Consider the following 14,025-nt stretch of genomic DNA (forward strand, 5'->3'; position numbering starts at 1 on the left):
CACATCGACCGGATGTCAACAAAAATTGACGACGACGTTGTTCGCGCTCGGCGAAGCAGCACGAAGGCCACCTTCGCTCGGGTGCTACGTCCCGAATGAAGGTGGCCTTCGACCGACCGTGCGGCTGGGTGCGGTCAGCCCGCCCACTCGCCGGTGGCGGCGAACTTGTCCAGGATCGCGGTCGGCTCGACCAGGCTCATCCCCTGCGATTCGACCCAGGCATCGTCGAAATACGTTCCGGCATAACGATCTCCGCCGTCACACAGCAGCGTCACCACGCTGCCGCCGCGCCCCGCGGCGAGCATTTCGGCGATGATCGCGAACACGCCCCACAGGTTGGTGCCGGTGGAACCGCCCACCCGGCGGCCGAGCACCTTGCTCGCATATCGTGCTGCCGCAATGGATCCCGCGTCCGGCACGCCGATCATCCGATCGACCACCTGGCCGACGAACGACGGCTCCACCCGCGGGCGCCCGATTCCTTCGATGCGCGAAGACATTCCGGTCTCATAGCCCGAGTCGGCGGTCTCGTAGCCGCCGTAGAACGCCGAGTTCTCCGGGTCGACCACGGCCAATTTCGTTGCGTGCCTGCGGTATCGGATGTAGCGGCCGATGGTCGCGCTGGTGCCGCCGGTGCCCGCGCCGACCACCACCCACTCCGGCACCGGGTGCGTCTCCAAAGTCATTTGCTCGAAGATTGATTCGGCGATGTTGTTGTTGCCGCGCCAGTCGGTGGCACGCTCGGCATGGGTGAACTGATCCATGTAGTGCCCGCCGCACTCGGCGGCGAGACGCGCCGCCTCGGTGTACATGTCGGGTGGGCGCTGCACGAAATGACAGCGGCCGCCCTGCGCTTCGATCAGCGCGATCTTCTGCGGCGAGGTGCTGGCCGGCATCACCGCGACGAAGTCGAGGCCGAGCAGTTTGGCGAAATACGCCTCGCTGACCGCGGTCGAGCCGGACGACGCCTCCACCACCGTGGTGCCCTCGGTGACCCAGCCGTTGCAGATCGCGTACAGGAACAGCGACCTGGCCAGCCGGTGCTTGAGGCTGCCGGTGATGTGCGTGGACTCGTCCTTCAGATAGAGCTGGACGTTCCACGCGACGGGCAGCGGGTATCGGATGAGGTGGGTATCGGCGCTGCGCTGGGCGTCGGCGTCGATCAGCCGCACCGCGTTGTCGACCCAGTCACGCGGGGTGCTGCGATCACAGGACTTCACGATGCCCCCTGATTGTCCTCAGGCGTCTCGCCGCGCAGCCGGGCCCGCAATTGGGCCTTGTCGTGGCGGCGGCGTTCGTCCACCACCGCGATGTCCTCGTTGACCCGCACGCGCAGCCGCTTGAACAGCGTGAGCGAGAGCGGCATGGCGATGATCAGCGCGAACAAAGCGGCCACGACCAGCGGAATGTCCACTTTCACCAGCCGCGCGACCAGCACGATCAGCACGGTGATCACTACGACCAGGACCAGCCTGGCCGCGGTGTACAGACCGAGGTTGCGGGCGAGCCGACGGCCCGCGCCAGCGGTTTGCTGTCCTGGAACACCATCTGGTGGAGTTGCGTCACTCACGTCGCTCAGCCTATGCGAAGCTGTTGCCCGCCCTCGGCGCGCGCCCGTTGCCGAGGTCGGGAGCATATCCGATTTGTCTATTACTTCCCCTTTACCAACAGTAGGTGGTTCGAGTACCTAGGGGTTTCAGTGCAACGATGTCGCCATCTGATGAGGGAACTGTCGAGAACGGAGAGGTTTGCTATGAGTGCGATCACCGTCGGCGGCCAGGACACCCTGCTGACACCAGGGCAGGTTGCTGCCATGTTCCACGTCGATCCCAAGACGGTCACCCGCTGGGCCCATGCCGGGCGTCTCGGGTCGTTGCGCACACCGGGCGGACACCGCCGGTTCCGCGAATCAGAGGTAATGCAGCTGCTCAAGTCGCTCACCACCGAGGCGACCGCACGCTGACTGCGGGCCGCGCGGGCCCATCGTGCCGGGGCCCGCGCCCACCCGACGTACCGATTTCACGTCAGCGGTGTGCGCGAGCTACGCACGGGACTACCCTCGTAACCAGGAGGTGAGCGACGTGACGTACCTGTTGGCACTCATCGCGGTCGTGGCAGTCGCGGTGCTGTGCGGGAAGGCGTTCGGCCCCGAGAGATCTGCCGGACCGACCGCGACCCACACGCGATCACCGCAACGCAAGCGCGTCGTCGGACCCGACGACGACCCCGAGTTCCTCTGGCGGCTATCCCGCCAGCACCGCAACGGAGACTCCGACTCCACCGAGCGCTGAGCGCTCGGCCCGGATCCCACTCCCGCGGCTCACATCTCACCATCGGCGTAGTTGCGCGCGTGCAGTCCTTCGCTCGCGCGTAGTCGGTTCGCGAGCATCGCCAGATAGTGCTGCGCCTCCACGGAGAGTCCGGCTGCCGCCTGCACCAGCTTGCGCAATCCGCCGTCGTTCAACTGCTCGACCAAACTCCCGTCCGCGTCGACCACCGCAGCCGGGAGATAGGTGAAGTAATCGGAATCCAAGAGCCCGTCTCCTCAACCGTCTGTGCGCCGGATCGGCGCATCGCATGTAGACAGGACACGGCGTTTCGCCGAACGGCACGCCGAGCGACGCGTGATCTGCGCCACTTCCACGCATCCCGCTATCACCCGAGTGTCGAAGTGATGCCGGTTACTTTTCCCCGAAGGGGCTATTAAGCCGAACTTATTCCGGTGCGGCCGCGCTGAACATCCCACGCGGGCAGCGGGTTACGCCAGGCGGTGGGCACCGCTGCCGCCGACCATGCGTTAGCCGAGCTAACTATCAGTTTGCGGCCGACCCTCGGTTGCTTCGTCGTCACCGGCATAAGCCCAGGCCCATCGATCGCGAACGACCGCTCGCCGGGTACGGGCCGGCTCATCGACGGCCGGGATTATTCCGACCGGTCCGCCCGAATTATTTTGAAACCAAAAGGTATTCAATACAGAAAGGTATTTCTACTTTCGCAGCACCGAATTTTTTAGAGCAGAGTTTTGCGGCATTTACCGCGCGCCACGCATCGGCACTGTGTAGCCTCGGGAATTCTTGAGCCCCGAATATGACGAGTGGTGACGCGGTGATCGGTGTTGACGGCTGTCTGGAACGCATCATGAACATTCCCGGTGCGCGCAGCGCGATCCTGGTGGATGGCGCGAGCGGGCTGGCGATCGCCGAGGCGGGCCGACACGACGTGGTCGACCAGCACGAGAGTGCGGCGGCCACCACCGATGTGATGCGTACGGTGCTCGACTGCCCCGCGCTGACGACCGGCCAGGACGACGAGGACCTCACCGAGCTGATCGTCTACGGCACCAACGGATTTCATCTGTTGAATCCGTTGCGCGGCGACTTCGACGGCCGACTTTTCATCCATGTCCTATTCGACGACGCCGTCGGAAATTTGGCGATGGCGCGATTCCAGCTCCGCGGAATTCTCGACGAATTCGTCGGACCAGGTCATGAGTGGTGAACTGACGGACGAACTTTCGCGGCTCGAAATCGAGAAATGCACCGGCGTACTATTTCTCGGCGACGGCGCGTTCCAGCTCACCGACGGAGCGATCACCTCGGCGGACTGCCTGCGCACCAGCGGCCTGGCCCGGCTCGTCCTGGAGGCGGGCGTGGCGACCGCGGAGGATTGGCGCCGCGCCGAGGCCGGTGAGCCCGACCGCCTGCTGGCCCGGCCGCGGTTGGAAACCCTTGCGCTGCTTTCGGTTTTCGATGCCGCCTATTTCCTGCTCGCGTCCCCGTCGGTTCCCGAATTCCGGCCCGCGCCACCGCATTGGCTCGCCGGAGTCTGCCGGATCAGCCCGCACCTACTCGTGCAGGAGTGCGTGCGGCGCGGCGATCCCGAGTCCACGCCCTGGCCCGCGCGCCTGGTCGATCGCGCACCCGTCGTGCCGGTGCGCCGGGGCAGGCGACGGCGCGTCGTCCTCACCGGCGGCCAGGCCGAGGTGCTCGCCGCCGCCGACACCCGGCGCAGCGTCACCGGGATCGGCGACTATCTCGGCCGGACCACCTACGGGTGCCTGGTAGCGGTTCGCGAACTGACCACGGCCGGACTCATCGAAGCGCCTACCCCGGTCTCGCCCGCCGGGCCGCCGCCCACCCCGGTTCCGGCCGGTCCGCCCCGTCGACGCCGGGCGCGGCCGCCCGCCCCGGTTCCGGCCGCGGACCGCTGGAAACCCGACGCCGACTTACTCGTTCGCCTACGGGCGGCTTTGGAGGATGCGTGACCGCGCGGAAGAAACTGCTCGGCGAACTGATGGGAAGGTTGACCAAGGTGTCGATATCCGCACCTGAACCGAACGCGGCGGTGCTCGCGGAGCTCAAGGCGCTACGCGAGCGCGTGCCCCGGCTGACCGGCACGCTGGTGGCCTCCGGCGACGGACTACTCGTCGCGCACGACCTGCCTCCCCATATCGAACCCGCCGGGATGGCCGCGCTGGCCGCCGCGCAGCTTTCGCTGTCCTACCGGCTGGTGACCACCGCGAACGGCGGCGGGTTCCACGAGGTCGTGGTGCACGGCACCGAGGGACACGTGGTGGTTTACGCCGCCGGCTGGACCTCACTGACCGTGCTGGCCGGCCCCGAGGTGAACGTCGGCCGCCTCCATCTGGAATCCCGGCCGGTGGCCCGCACGATCGCCGACCAGATGGCGACCATCGCCAACCGCGGCAACGACCAGGCAATGAAATCCGAATGAAAGGAACAGACATGTCCAACCTGGATCTGTCACTGAAGGACATGATGGTGATCGACGGCGCGCTCGGCGCCGCCGTCGTCGACTACAACAGCGGGATGGCGCTAGGCACCCTCGGCAGTTCCAAGGCGCTGGACCTTCAGGTGGCCGGCGCGGGCAACACCGAGGTCGTGCGCGCCAAGATGCGCACCATGGAACAGCTCGGCCTCAGCGACACCATCGAAGACATCCTCATCACCCTGTCCGGCCAGTACCACATCATCCGACCGATGACCGGTCGCAAATCCAAGGGCCTGTTCCTCTACCTCGCCCTGGACCGCAATCGCGCGAATCTCGCGCTCGCCCGGCACCGCCTCAAGGGTATCGAGGAAGACCTCGAGGTGTAACCGCCAGCGCCGCGTGCCATCGCCTGGGTGGCACCGCTCGAAGTCGAAAGCCCCGCCCTCGTTGGTAATTCGAGGGCGGGGCTTCCGGATGTGCAGTGGGTCAGTTCAATCCGGCATAGGAGTGCAGGCCGCTGATCACCATGTTGATGATGAAGAGGTTGAAAAGCATTGCTATGAAACCGGCTACGTTGATCCAGGCGGCCTTGGTGTCGCGCCAGCCGGAGGTGGCGCGGGCGTGCAGGTAGGCGGCGTAGAGGACCCAGGCGATGAAGGAGCAGGTTTCCTTGGGGTCCCAGCCCCAGAAGCGGCCCCAGGCGGCCTCGGCCCAGATGGCGCCGAGGATGACGCCGGCGCCGAAGAGCGGGAAGCCGATGATGGTGGCCTTGTAGGCGAGGCGGTCGAGGGTGCGGGCGTCGGGCAGGCGGCGGGCGATGATGCCGAGGATGTTGTTCGACTCTTCACCTTCGGGCTGCCGCAGGCGGTAGAGGAACAGCAGGCTGGAGACACCGGCGAAGAGGAAGACGCCGCTGCCGATGCTGACGATGGTGACGTGGATGGGCAGCCAGAACGACTTCAGCGCAGGCACCACGGGGGCGGCGTCGGCGTAGAGGATGGTGCCCGCGAGGAACAGCAGGATGAGCACCGGCACGAGCAGGAAGACCCACATCGCGCGGTAGCGCTGCTCGCGCAGGAACAGCGCGCCCATCAGCACCGCGGCGGCGGTGGCCATGGTGACGAACTCGTACATGTTGCCGAGCGGGAAGCGGTGGGTGGCGAAGCCGCGCAGCACGATCGAGCCGATGTGCAGCACGATGGCGACGACCAGCACCGAGAACGCCATGTTGCCGAGCCGCTCGGACAGCGACTTCTCCGGCGGCCCGACCACCCGGCCCGGCAGCGCGGGATCGCTGGGACCGCCGACCGAGACGAGTTCGCGCTCCGCGACCTGACGGCTGCGCGCGGTGGCGTACTGCCAGATCAGCAGCACGAGCACCAGCGCGTAGACCACGATCGCGGTCTTGAACGAGAAATCGCTGTAGCGCGCGATGGTCTCGTTGATCGGCATCTCTACTCTCCCGTGGTCTTCGTGTCGGCCGCCGAGTCGGGCCGCACGTCGAGCAGGCGCGTGCGTAGCCGGTCGAACTCGCTGCCCCAGCCGGCCTGATCGGTCCGAGCCAGCCCGCCCATTTCTACTACGGTGCGTCGTTGGTCCAACGTACCGGCTGCGCTCTCGGCGGGGTAGACCCGGACCCAGATCCGGCGGCGCTTGATCAGCAGCGAGACCAGCAGGCCGAGCATCATGGTCACCGCGCTCACCAGCACCCACTGCTGCGCCGGATCGTGCGACACCTGCAGGTTGGCGAATTCCTGTGCGCCGTCGAAGGTCACCTTGGTGCCGTTGGGCAGGCTGGTCGACTCGCCGGGCCGCAGGTTCACCCTGGCCTCCTTGCTCAGTCGACCCTGCTTGACCTGCTCGGGATCCAGCGCGAACAGCGACTGCGGCTTGCCGGTGTCCAGCCCGGTGTCGCCGCGATAGATGTCGACCGCGACGGCCGGATCCTTCATCGTGGGGAACGACGAGGTCAGCAGGCTGCCGTGGAACAGCGCGGTGGGCGCGAACAGGCCCTCGATGGCGATCTGGTTCTTCCGCCGCTCCTCGTCGGTGGCATACATGCCGCCGGGCGGGTCGATCCGCAGCACACCGCTGGACAGGAAGGTCCGCGCGTCCTCGGGCCGCCATTGCAGCGACTCGGTGCGGGTCTGCCCGTTCGGGAAGGTGACGGTGAAGGTCGGCGCGTAGCCGTGGCCTTGCAGATAGATTCGGTCGCCGGCCACCCGCAACGGATGGTTCACCTGGATCCGGGTCGAGCGCCAGGTGTTGCTTTGCAGATCGGCGCCGGACTGGTACTCGATGTTCGAGGTGAACATCTCCGCCTGACCGTTTTCCAGGTAGTCGCCCTTGAAGTCCTTGACCCGCACGCAGATCGGCGCCATCCCGGTGCCGTCGTTGACGTTGCCCGCCTTGAACGAGTCGAAGACGGCGGGCGAGGTGGTGCAGAAGCCGGGGCCGTCGTTCGCGATGACGATGACGTTGCCCTCGTAACCGAACAGCTTGCCGACCGCGATGGCGACCAGCAGGCAGACCAGGGCGAGGTGGAAGACGAGGTTGCCGAGTTCGCGGGTGTAGCCCTTCTCCGCGGCAAGGGTGATCTCGCCGTCGCGAGTGCCGGGCCGGACCTCGGTGCGCCAGCCGCGCAGTTCCTTCCGCACGCCCGCAATGACTTCGTCCGGCGTCTGCTCGGCGCTGCCGGTGTAGTGATGCGGCAGCCGGGTGAGGTTGCGCGGCGCCCGCACAGGCGGGGTGCGCAGGGCGCGGTAGTGATCGAGGCAGCGCGGCAGGATGCAGCCGACCAGCGAAATGAACAGCAGCACATAGATGGCGGTGAACCAGAAGCTGCCGAACACGTCGAACAGCTCGAACCGGTCCATCCACGGTCCGAGCGTCGGCCGGTTCTGGATGTACTGATCGACCTTCTGCGCGTTCAGGCTTCGCTGCGGCAGCAGCGCGCCGGGAATCGCGCCCAGCGCGAGCAGGAACAGCAACACCAGCGCGGTGCGCATGCTGGTCAGCCCGCGCCAGGTGTTGCGCACGAACGCCCAGGCCTTGCCCAACGGCGATTGCCGGGGCACCGGCGCCGGTTCGGTCATCGGTTTCTCGGGCCCACCCGTCGCCCGACCGCCACCCCTCATGGAATCAATGCTGTTCATACTCATATCGGCAGCGTCACCTCGGAAACGAACCCGTCGCGCACCCAGCCGACGAACTGATCCCACACCCCGGTGACCAGCGCGATGCCGACCGCGACGAGCAGCAGTCCGCCGATGATCTGGATGGTGCGCGAGTTGCGACGCAGCCAGCCGACGCCGCGCAGCGCACTGGCCGAGCCGAACGCCAGGATCACGAACGGCAGGCCGAGGCCGAGGCAGTAGGCGACGATGAGCGCGACGCCGCGCACCGCGGTGGTCCCGTCGGTGCCCGCGGCCACCGCCATCACGCCGGACAGCGTGGGACCGAGGCACGGCGTCCAGCCGAGCGCGAACACCCCGCCGAGCAGCGGCGCGCCCGCGATGCTGGTCAGCCTGCGCGGTTCCATCCTGGTGTCGCGTTGCAGCGCGGGGATCAGGCCGATGAAGACCAGGCCCATCAGGATGGTGACCACGCCGCCGATGCGTTGCAGCAGTTCACGATTCACGTTCAAGGTCTGGATGACGCCGAAAACCGTTGCGGTGGCGAGCACGAACACGACGGTGAACCCGGCGACGAACAAGCCCGCCGCACCGGCCACCCGCATCCGCCCGGCCCGCGCGGCCTGCTTGGCCGACGCGAGGGCGACCGAACTCGGTTGCGCGCCTTGGGCTTGCGCGACCGTGGCGGGCGGCGCCTCCGCGCCGACGAGCCCGGCGAGGTAGGACAGATAACCCGGCACCAACGGCACCACGCACGGCGAGGCGAAGGACACCAGCCCGGCGAGCAGGCAGGCGCCCAACGCCAGTAGCAACGGTCCGGTCGCGGCGGTCTGCTGGAACGAATCCCCTACGGCGGCCAGCACCATCACGCGGCCACCGGCGTCACGCGGGGATTCACACGCCCTCCCCCTCCGGCGTCTCCTCGGCCGGGTCGGTGTCGCCGCGCAGCACGACGCGCTGTTCGGTGGCGTCCGCCGCCGGGTCGAACAGCACGCCGAAGTCGAGCAGCGAGTCCGCCGCGACGCTGCGCGGCACGGTGGCTATGCCCTTCCATCGGTCGTCCACGGCCCAGGCACCACCGATTCGGCGGGCGCCCTGCCGGTGGCGACAGGCACGCAGGGTACGGGTACGACGATCGCGATTCACTGTGCTTCCTCCGAGGCGATTTTTTGAACAATCGGTTGCAGATCGTCGGCCAGCAGGGGGCGCAGGTACACCGCGGCGACGCGGTGCTGACGATCCAAGATCAGGGTGGTGGGAATGACACTGGTCGGGAAATTCCCACCGAGGGCGAGCAGGGTGCGCATGGACGGGTCGTAGATGGACGGATATTCGACCTTGTTGTCTACGACGAAGTCCTGCGCCTTGTCCTGCTGCGGGTCACGGACGTTGATGCCGAGAAAGGCGACGCCGTTGTCTTTCGTTGCCGCATAAACCTTTTCGAGCGCGGGCGACTCCGCGCGGCAGGGTCCGCACCACTGCCCCCACAGGTTGATTACCACGACCTTGCCCGGGTAATCCTCCACCGAGGTGGTTTTGCCCTTGGTCATCAGATCCGGCCCGGACAGCTTGCCGATGGTGCCGCGCGCGCTCGGCGGGTCGTAGAAGATCTCGGTTTTGCCGCCGGGCGAGACGAATTCGAAGGTGCCGCCGGAGGCCACCGCGTCGCTACCGCCCGAGCAGCCGGCCAGCGCGGCGACCAGGCCGGCACAGGCGAGCAGAACGGCGGCGGCCCGCCTGGCCGAGGTGGCAGGCGGGGCAACGGACGCGGTGCGGTGGATCATGCGCCGTGTACCGAGGGGTCCGAACCGCCCGCGGGCTCGGAGTACACGATGTCGACGAGTGTGTCGCCGTGGTAGACCAGCGAGGTCAGCGACGCGAGCGAGCACTGCCGTTGGCGCGGGTCGTGCCAGAGCCGCTGGCCCTGCAGGAACCGGCGCAACGTCCAGACCGGCAGCTGATGCGAGACCAGCACGGCCTCACGCCCGGCCGCCTCGACCCTGGCCTTGTTCACCGCGGCCAGCATCCGGTGCGCGATCTGCAGATACGGCTCGCCCCAGGACGGGGTGAACGGATCGCGCAGCTTCCACCAGTGCCGCGGCTTGCGCAGCGCGCCGTCGCCGACGGAGACCCGCAGGCCCTCGAAGGTGTTGCCGGCCTCGATCAGGTTCTCGTCGGTGCGCACGATCAGCTGATGCTGGGCGGCAATCGGTTCCGCGGTCTCCTGGGCTCGCTGCAGGGGCGAGGCGATGACCACGGCGATGTCGTGATCGGCCAGCGCCCGGGCGACGGCGCCGGCCTGCGAGCGGCCGGTCACCGACAGGCTGAAGCCGGGGAGCCTGCCGTAGAGGATCCCGTTCGGGTTGTGCACCTCGCCGTGGCGCAGCACGTGCACGATCGTCTCGACCGGGTCGCCGTCCCGGGCCGGCTTCGGCTTCGACTCCGAAACCGTTGCCGCACCGGCTTTTTCGTCGACCGCCGGGATCTGCTCGGCCGGGCTCGACGCGGCGGCGGCGAACTGCGCGCCCGCGTCGATGACGGCGGATTCGGTGGCGGGCTGCGCTAGCTCGCGCGGGTCGGCCTCGGGCTGATCGTGATCGGAGCTCACGCGCGGGATCCTTCGGGAGTGGCGGCCGCGGCCGCGTGTGCGGCGGCGGGCAGGGCGGCGGCGATGCGGTCGAACGCGTCCTCGTCGAGTGCCGCGGAGACGAACCAGGTCTCGAACGCGCTCGGCGGCGCGTACACGCCACCGTCGAGCAGGGCATGGAAGAACGCGGGGTAGCGCCAGGTCTGGCTGGCCTTGGCGGAGGCGTAGTCGGTGACCGGGCGTTCGGCGAAGAACACGCTCACCATATTGCCTGCGAACTGGACCTGGTGCTGGACGCCTGCGGCACTGAGCGATTCGCCGAACAGCGCGCCCAGTCGCTGCGCGTTGCGGTCCAGCGCGGCGTACACCGCGTCGTCGGCGTTGCGCAGCGTGGCCAGGCCGGCGGCGACCGCCACCGGATTACCGGAGAGCGTGCCCGCCTGATAGACCGGGCCGAGCGGGGCCAGGTGGTTCATGATCTCGGTGCGGCCGCCGAACGCGGCGGCGGGCAGCCCGCCGCTCATCACCTTGCCGAATGTGTACAGATCCGCGGTGACGCCCGCGTGGCCGAACCAGCCCGCGCGGCTCACCCGGAAGCCGGTCATCACCTCGTCCATGATGAGCAGCGCGCCGTGCTCCGCGGTCAGCGTGCGCAGCCCCTCGTTGAAGCCGGGCAGCGGCGCGACGGTGCCCATGTTGCCCGCGGCGGCCTCGGTGATCACGCAGGCGATCGCGCCGGGATGCGCGGCGAACGCGGCGGCGACGGCCTCGAGGTCGTTGTAGGGCAACACGATGGTGTCGGCCGCCTGCGCGCCGGTGACGCCGGGCGAGGTCGGCAGCCCGAGGGTTGCCACGCCGGAGCCCGCGTCGGCGAGCAGCGCGTCGACATGGCCGTGATAGCAGCCGGAAAACTTGATGATCTTGGCGCGGCCGGTGTAGCCGCGGGCCAGCCGCACCGCGCTCATGGTGGCCTCGGTGCCCGAGTTCACCAGGCGCACCCGCTCGACCGGAGCGACGCGTTCGATGATGGCCTCGGCCAGTTCGATCTCCGCCTCGGTCGGGGCGCCGAAGGACAGGCCGCCGACCGCGGCACGCTGCACCGCGTCGACCACCGCGGGATGCGCGTGCCCGAGAATCATCGGGCCCCACGAGCACACCAGGTCGACGTACTCGTTGCCGTCGGCGTCGACGAGGGTGTAACCGTGGGCGGACGCGATGAATCGCGGTGTGCCGCCGACGGAGTTGAAGGCCCGCACCGGGGAGTTGACACCCCCCGGAATCACCGAACAAGCCCGGTCGAAGAGCTGAGCGGAAACCGGCACCGATGCGCTGGTCACGCGCGGAGAAGAACTCACGACCTCCAGTGTCTCAGCCCCGCCGAATCGGCTCGACGACAGGGTGTAGTGGGGGTGACGCAGACCGCAACACGCCGAGGCGCTGTTTACGCCGTATTCGATCGCCGCGAGATTGCTGGTGCGTAATCTCGGGCGTCACCATTCATCTGCCCCGGAGGATATTTATGCGGTTTGCCATGTTCAGTGCTGCTGTTTCCACCGCGCTCGTCGGTGCGGCCGTCGCGTTCGGCGCGGGTCCGGCCGCCGCGGTGGAACCGGTCGCGCAGCCGGACCGGATCGGCCTGCAGCTGAGTCATGAGGAGACCAAGACGATCGCCGACGGTCCGATTCCGGCCATCGTCACCATGTTCGTGCCGCTCAACCGGATCGGCGTCGGCCTCAAGGCGGACACCGGGATCTACAAGGACGAGAACGGTGGCGTGCACGCGTCGCTGCGGCAGGCGATCATGGAAGCGGCCAATCATTCCGACGGAACGATCACCCTCTTCGTCAATGCCCCTGGCACCCGCAACGGCCGCGTGCTCGACATGTATCAGAACTGGAGCTGAGCCGGGCTCAGCTGTACATGCACGGTGCCTGGGCCGAAATGGTGTGCAGGAAGCACATGAACGTGTTGTACGGGCCCGCGGAACCGGAGTCCGGCACCAGCACCGGCGCGTCGACCTGGCCCGCCGATACGTCCACCGAGCCCGCGGGCTCGAGCGGCAGTCCAGGGCTCGCCCCGGCCGGCGCGGCGCCGATCCCGATCGCGGCGGAAATCGCCAGTGCGGCACAGACTTTCACAGCAAGCCGGTTCATCAATCCCTATTCCTTGGTTTGAGGCACGAATACGGCCGAAATACTAACGGCCACAGAGATACTCCTGACAACGCACGGGTGGTCGCGAGCAGACCGCCCGGCGCCCCTGCACGCTAGTCGACGCCGGCCCGAACCTGCTCCGCAACAACCGATTTCTTAAGTGATGCCGATGCACCACAGGGCGAACCCGGTGGTCACCAGGCAGGCCAGCGGGGCGGGTAGCGCGTGCAGCAGCGGCGACGGTGGCGCCTGAACCAGGGCGGGCACCACCGCGGCCGGCGGCACCGGGGAAACCTCGGCGGGCGCCGCGGCCGCCGGGGCCACCGTTGCCGCGCCGATCATGCCGACGGCTGCGGCACCGAGAAGCGTGCGCTTGAGCGTGACTGTCGGTTTCATGGGTCCGATATTCCCGCGATCGGCGGGCCGAAACAGGCGCGGCGTCAGCGGTGTTGGCGCACGCGCACGAGGCGGCCGACCGCGTCGATGGCGCACAGACCCGCGATCGCGACCAGCACCGAGGCGAGCAGCAGCCACGGTGTGACGTAACGGGTCGCGACGAATTCGGGCGCCTGGCCGATGGCGGCGAAGGTGGTCTTCTCGATGCCCTGCTGCCAGCTCAGCACCGCGGCCACGAGCCCGAGCACCATCACGCCGAGTTCGGTGGCGGCCACCGTGATCGATCCCCTCATCGGTCGACTCCGTTCTCGCTGTGCTGGTCGTCGGTGCCGGTCTCGGTCACCGGATCGTCCGGTTCGGGCGGTTGGCCGATGGCCGTGGTCAATGTGGCGCGCAGGGTGCGATGGTCTTTCGCCCAAGCCTGCACCAGGCTGCCGTCGGTCAGGCGTAGGCCGATGCCGGTGCGCCGGCGGGGCACGCCGCTCAGTTCGCCGAGCGCCCGTGCTTCTTCCCAGTCTTCGTCGTCCCAGGCGTCTTCGTCACGTTCGGGCAGCACGGCGTCGATCGAGCTGAGCGGGAGCGTCTCGGTGCCGTCGCGCAGGGTGCTGTCGGTGAGTTCGACGCTGACGTGGCGTTGACCCGCGATCACTTGCAGCACAACGAACATGGCGATCAGCGAGCCGCAGAACAGCAGCGCGAACCAGTGCACGGAACTACCGGTGGTCAGTTCCACGACGAAGATGATCAGACAGAGAATGGGCCCGTAGGCGACGGTGCGCCAGCGCGCACCGGGCTCGGCGAACAGCACGCCGGAATCGTCGGGTTTCTCGCTCACGCGACGCCCACAGCGTCGCGAATCGGCAAGGCGGAATGCGGAATCAGCGAGTGAGACCGGGCAACAGCAGGACGGCGACGGTGACGACGCCGAACAGGATCAGCAGGCTCAACACGGCCAATTCCCGCCGAATGCTCTGCGGCTGTTGGATCACCACTCGCATTGATGCCTCCGATTCCCCGGAGCCAT

The 14,025-nt window shown here is 67.9% G+C and carries 21 protein-coding genes; 7 read left to right on the forward strand and 14 right to left on the reverse strand.

Annotated elements, in window-relative coordinates; translation table 11 throughout:
- Window positions 1-134 precede the first annotated feature (134 nt).
- Window positions 135-1,220, reverse strand: a complete 1,086-nt coding sequence (locus tag AB0M22_RS10725; RefSeq protein ID WP_364723526.1) for a PLP-dependent cysteine synthase family protein — start codon at window positions 1,218-1,220, stop codon at window positions 135-137.
- The gene (locus tag AB0M22_RS10730) at window positions 1,217-1,570 is read right to left on the reverse strand and encodes a DUF4229 domain-containing protein (RefSeq protein ID WP_364723528.1); all 354 of its coding nucleotides are present in this window, start codon (window positions 1,568-1,570) and stop codon (window positions 1,217-1,219) included. The genes AB0M22_RS10725 and AB0M22_RS10730 overlap by 4 nt, the downstream gene beginning before the upstream one ends.
- A 183-nt stretch (window positions 1,571-1,753) precedes the next feature.
- On the opposite strand from AB0M22_RS10730, the gene AB0M22_RS10735 reads away from it, so the two are divergent.
- Together AB0M22_RS10735 and AB0M22_RS10740 are read left to right on the forward strand one after the other, a co-directional pair.
- The gene (locus AB0M22_RS10735) at window positions 1,754-1,963 is read left to right on the forward strand and encodes a BldC family transcriptional regulator (RefSeq protein WP_040739417.1); all 210 of its coding nucleotides are present in this window, start codon (window positions 1,754-1,756) and stop codon (window positions 1,961-1,963) included.
- Between the two features lie 118 nt (window positions 1,964-2,081).
- A complete protein-coding gene (locus tag AB0M22_RS10740; protein ID WP_364723533.1) occupies window positions 2,082-2,291 on the forward strand; it encodes a hypothetical protein in 210 nt (69 codons plus the stop codon).
- A 29-nt stretch (window positions 2,292-2,320) separates the two neighbouring features.
- Here the strand turns inward: AB0M22_RS10740 and AB0M22_RS10745 are convergent, their stop codons facing one another.
- Window positions 2,321-2,533: a hypothetical protein gene (locus AB0M22_RS10745; protein ID WP_364723536.1), complete on the reverse strand. Its 213-nt coding sequence runs from the start codon at window positions 2,531-2,533 to the stop codon at window positions 2,321-2,323.
- A 572-nt stretch (window positions 2,534-3,105) separates the two neighbouring features.
- Between AB0M22_RS10745 and AB0M22_RS10750 the strand changes: the two genes are divergently transcribed.
- Genes AB0M22_RS10750 through AB0M22_RS10765 form a run of 4 tightly spaced genes read left to right on the forward strand, consistent with a single transcriptional unit; the run spans window position 3,106 to window position 5,117 of the window.
- A complete protein-coding gene (locus tag AB0M22_RS10750) occupies window positions 3,106-3,498 on the forward strand; it encodes a hypothetical protein (protein WP_364723538.1) in 393 nt (130 codons plus the stop codon).
- A complete protein-coding gene (locus AB0M22_RS10755; RefSeq protein WP_364723541.1) occupies window positions 3,488-4,264 on the forward strand; it encodes a hypothetical protein in 777 nt (258 codons plus the stop codon). The genes AB0M22_RS10750 and AB0M22_RS10755 overlap by 11 nt, the downstream gene beginning before the upstream one ends.
- Window positions 4,261-4,734 (forward strand): roadblock/LC7 domain-containing protein, encoded by a 474-nt coding sequence (locus AB0M22_RS10760; protein WP_364723544.1) that lies wholly within the window; start codon window positions 4,261-4,263, stop codon window positions 4,732-4,734. The genes AB0M22_RS10755 and AB0M22_RS10760 overlap by 4 nt, the downstream gene beginning before the upstream one ends.
- An 11-nt stretch (window positions 4,735-4,745) precedes the next feature.
- A complete protein-coding gene (locus tag AB0M22_RS10765) occupies window positions 4,746-5,117 on the forward strand; it encodes a hypothetical protein (RefSeq protein ID WP_364723547.1) in 372 nt (123 codons plus the stop codon).
- A gap of 100 nt (window positions 5,118-5,217) precedes the next feature.
- Here AB0M22_RS10765 and ccsB read toward each other — a convergent pair whose 3' ends face one another.
- From ccsB to hemL, 7 genes are all read right to left on the reverse strand, one after another.
- Window positions 5,218-6,183 carry a c-type cytochrome biogenesis protein CcsB gene (ccsB, locus tag AB0M22_RS10770; protein ID WP_364723550.1) on the reverse strand — a complete coding sequence of 322 codons (966 nt, stop codon included), beginning with the start codon at window positions 6,181-6,183 and terminating at the stop codon, window positions 5,218-5,220.
- 2 nt (window positions 6,184-6,185) lie between these two features.
- The gene (locus AB0M22_RS10775; RefSeq protein ID WP_364723552.1) at window positions 6,186-7,826 is read right to left on the reverse strand and encodes a cytochrome c biogenesis protein ResB; all 1,641 of its coding nucleotides are present in this window, start codon (window positions 7,824-7,826) and stop codon (window positions 6,186-6,188) included.
- Window positions 7,827-7,888: 62 nt separating this feature from the next.
- Entirely contained in the window at window positions 7,889-8,731 is an 843-nt protein-coding gene (locus tag AB0M22_RS10780) for a cytochrome c biogenesis CcdA family protein (RefSeq protein WP_364724084.1), read from the reverse strand.
- Window positions 8,732-8,759: 28 nt separating this feature from the next.
- The gene (locus AB0M22_RS10785) at window positions 8,760-8,930 is read right to left on the reverse strand and encodes a hypothetical protein (RefSeq protein ID WP_364723555.1); all 171 of its coding nucleotides are present in this window, start codon (window positions 8,928-8,930) and stop codon (window positions 8,760-8,762) included.
- 77 nt (window positions 8,931-9,007) lie between these two features.
- Complete coding sequence (locus AB0M22_RS10790) at window positions 9,008-9,649, reverse strand: TlpA disulfide reductase family protein (RefSeq protein WP_364723557.1); 642 nt, start codon at window positions 9,647-9,649, stop codon at window positions 9,008-9,010.
- Window positions 9,646-10,263, reverse strand: coding sequence for a histidine phosphatase family protein (locus AB0M22_RS10795; protein WP_364724087.1), 618 nt, complete (start codon window positions 10,261-10,263; stop codon window positions 9,646-9,648). Before AB0M22_RS10795 ends, AB0M22_RS10790 begins: the two co-directional genes overlap by 4 nt.
- Window positions 10,264-10,469: 206 nt before the next feature.
- Complete coding sequence (gene hemL, locus AB0M22_RS10800) at window positions 10,470-11,807, reverse strand: glutamate-1-semialdehyde 2,1-aminomutase (protein WP_364723560.1); 1,338 nt, start codon at window positions 11,805-11,807, stop codon at window positions 10,470-10,472.
- Between the two features lie 176 nt (window positions 11,808-11,983).
- Between hemL and AB0M22_RS10805 the strand changes: the two genes are divergently transcribed.
- Window positions 11,984-12,355, forward strand: a complete 372-nt coding sequence (locus AB0M22_RS10805; RefSeq protein ID WP_364723563.1) for a hypothetical protein — start codon at window positions 11,984-11,986, stop codon at window positions 12,353-12,355.
- A gap of 7 nt (window positions 12,356-12,362) precedes the next feature.
- Here the strand turns inward: AB0M22_RS10805 and AB0M22_RS10810 are convergent, their stop codons facing one another.
- The 4 genes from AB0M22_RS10810 to AB0M22_RS10825 form a co-directional block, all read right to left on the reverse strand.
- Window positions 12,363-12,605, reverse strand: coding sequence for a hypothetical protein (locus AB0M22_RS10810; protein ID WP_364723565.1), 243 nt, complete (start codon window positions 12,603-12,605; stop codon window positions 12,363-12,365).
- A 156-nt stretch (window positions 12,606-12,761) separates the two neighbouring features.
- A complete protein-coding gene (locus tag AB0M22_RS10815) occupies window positions 12,762-13,001 on the reverse strand; it encodes a hypothetical protein (protein WP_364723567.1) in 240 nt (79 codons plus the stop codon).
- A 44-nt stretch (window positions 13,002-13,045) separates the two neighbouring features.
- Window positions 13,046-13,294 carry a hypothetical protein gene (locus AB0M22_RS10820; protein WP_364723569.1) on the reverse strand — a complete coding sequence of 83 codons (249 nt, stop codon included), beginning with the start codon at window positions 13,292-13,294 and terminating at the stop codon, window positions 13,046-13,048.
- On the reverse strand, window positions 13,291-13,836 hold the full coding sequence (locus AB0M22_RS10825; RefSeq protein WP_364723572.1) for a hypothetical protein: 546 nt from the start codon (window positions 13,834-13,836) through the stop codon (window positions 13,291-13,293). The genes AB0M22_RS10820 and AB0M22_RS10825 overlap by 4 nt, the downstream gene beginning before the upstream one ends.
- Between the last annotated feature and the right edge of the window lie 189 nt (window positions 13,837-14,025).

Source organism: Nocardia sp. NPDC051756 (genome assembly GCF_040681495.1).
In the GTDB taxonomy this organism is placed as follows: Bacteria; Actinomycetota; Actinomycetes; order Mycobacteriales; family Mycobacteriaceae; genus Nocardia.

Bases quoted from the DNA above. Each gene is read 5' to 3' on its own strand.
- AB0M22_RS10775 (WP_364723552.1), bottom strand. From the start codon at position 7,826: ATGACCGAACCGGCGCCGGTGCCCCGGCAATCGCCGTTGGGCAAGGCC.
- AB0M22_RS10755 (WP_364723541.1), top strand. From the start codon at position 3,488: ATGAGTGGTGAACTGACGGACGAACTTTCGCGGCTCGAAATCGAGAAA.
- AB0M22_RS10780 (WP_364724084.1), bottom strand. From the start codon at position 8,731: ATGGTGCTGGCCGCCGTAGGGGATTCGTTCCAGCAGACCGCCGCGACC.
- AB0M22_RS10810 (WP_364723565.1), bottom strand. From the start codon at position 12,605: ATGAACCGGCTTGCTGTGAAAGTCTGTGCCGCACTGGCGATTTCCGCC.
- AB0M22_RS10765 (WP_364723547.1), top strand. From the start codon at position 4,746: ATGTCCAACCTGGATCTGTCACTGAAGGACATGATGGTGATCGACGGC.
- AB0M22_RS10815 (WP_364723567.1), bottom strand. From the start codon at position 13,001: ATGAAACCGACAGTCACGCTCAAGCGCACGCTTCTCGGTGCCGCAGCC.
- AB0M22_RS10790 (WP_364723557.1), bottom strand. From the start codon at position 9,649: ATGATCCACCGCACCGCGTCCGTTGCCCCGCCTGCCACCTCGGCCAGG.
- ccsB (WP_364723550.1), bottom strand. From the start codon at position 6,183: ATGCCGATCAACGAGACCATCGCGCGCTACAGCGATTTCTCGTTCAAG.
- AB0M22_RS10735 (WP_040739417.1), top strand. From the start codon at position 1,754: ATGAGTGCGATCACCGTCGGCGGCCAGGACACCCTGCTGACACCAGGG.
- AB0M22_RS10805 (WP_364723563.1), top strand. From the start codon at position 11,984: ATGTTCAGTGCTGCTGTTTCCACCGCGCTCGTCGGTGCGGCCGTCGCG.
- AB0M22_RS10820 (WP_364723569.1), bottom strand. From the start codon at position 13,294: ATGAGGGGATCGATCACGGTGGCCGCCACCGAACTCGGCGTGATGGTG.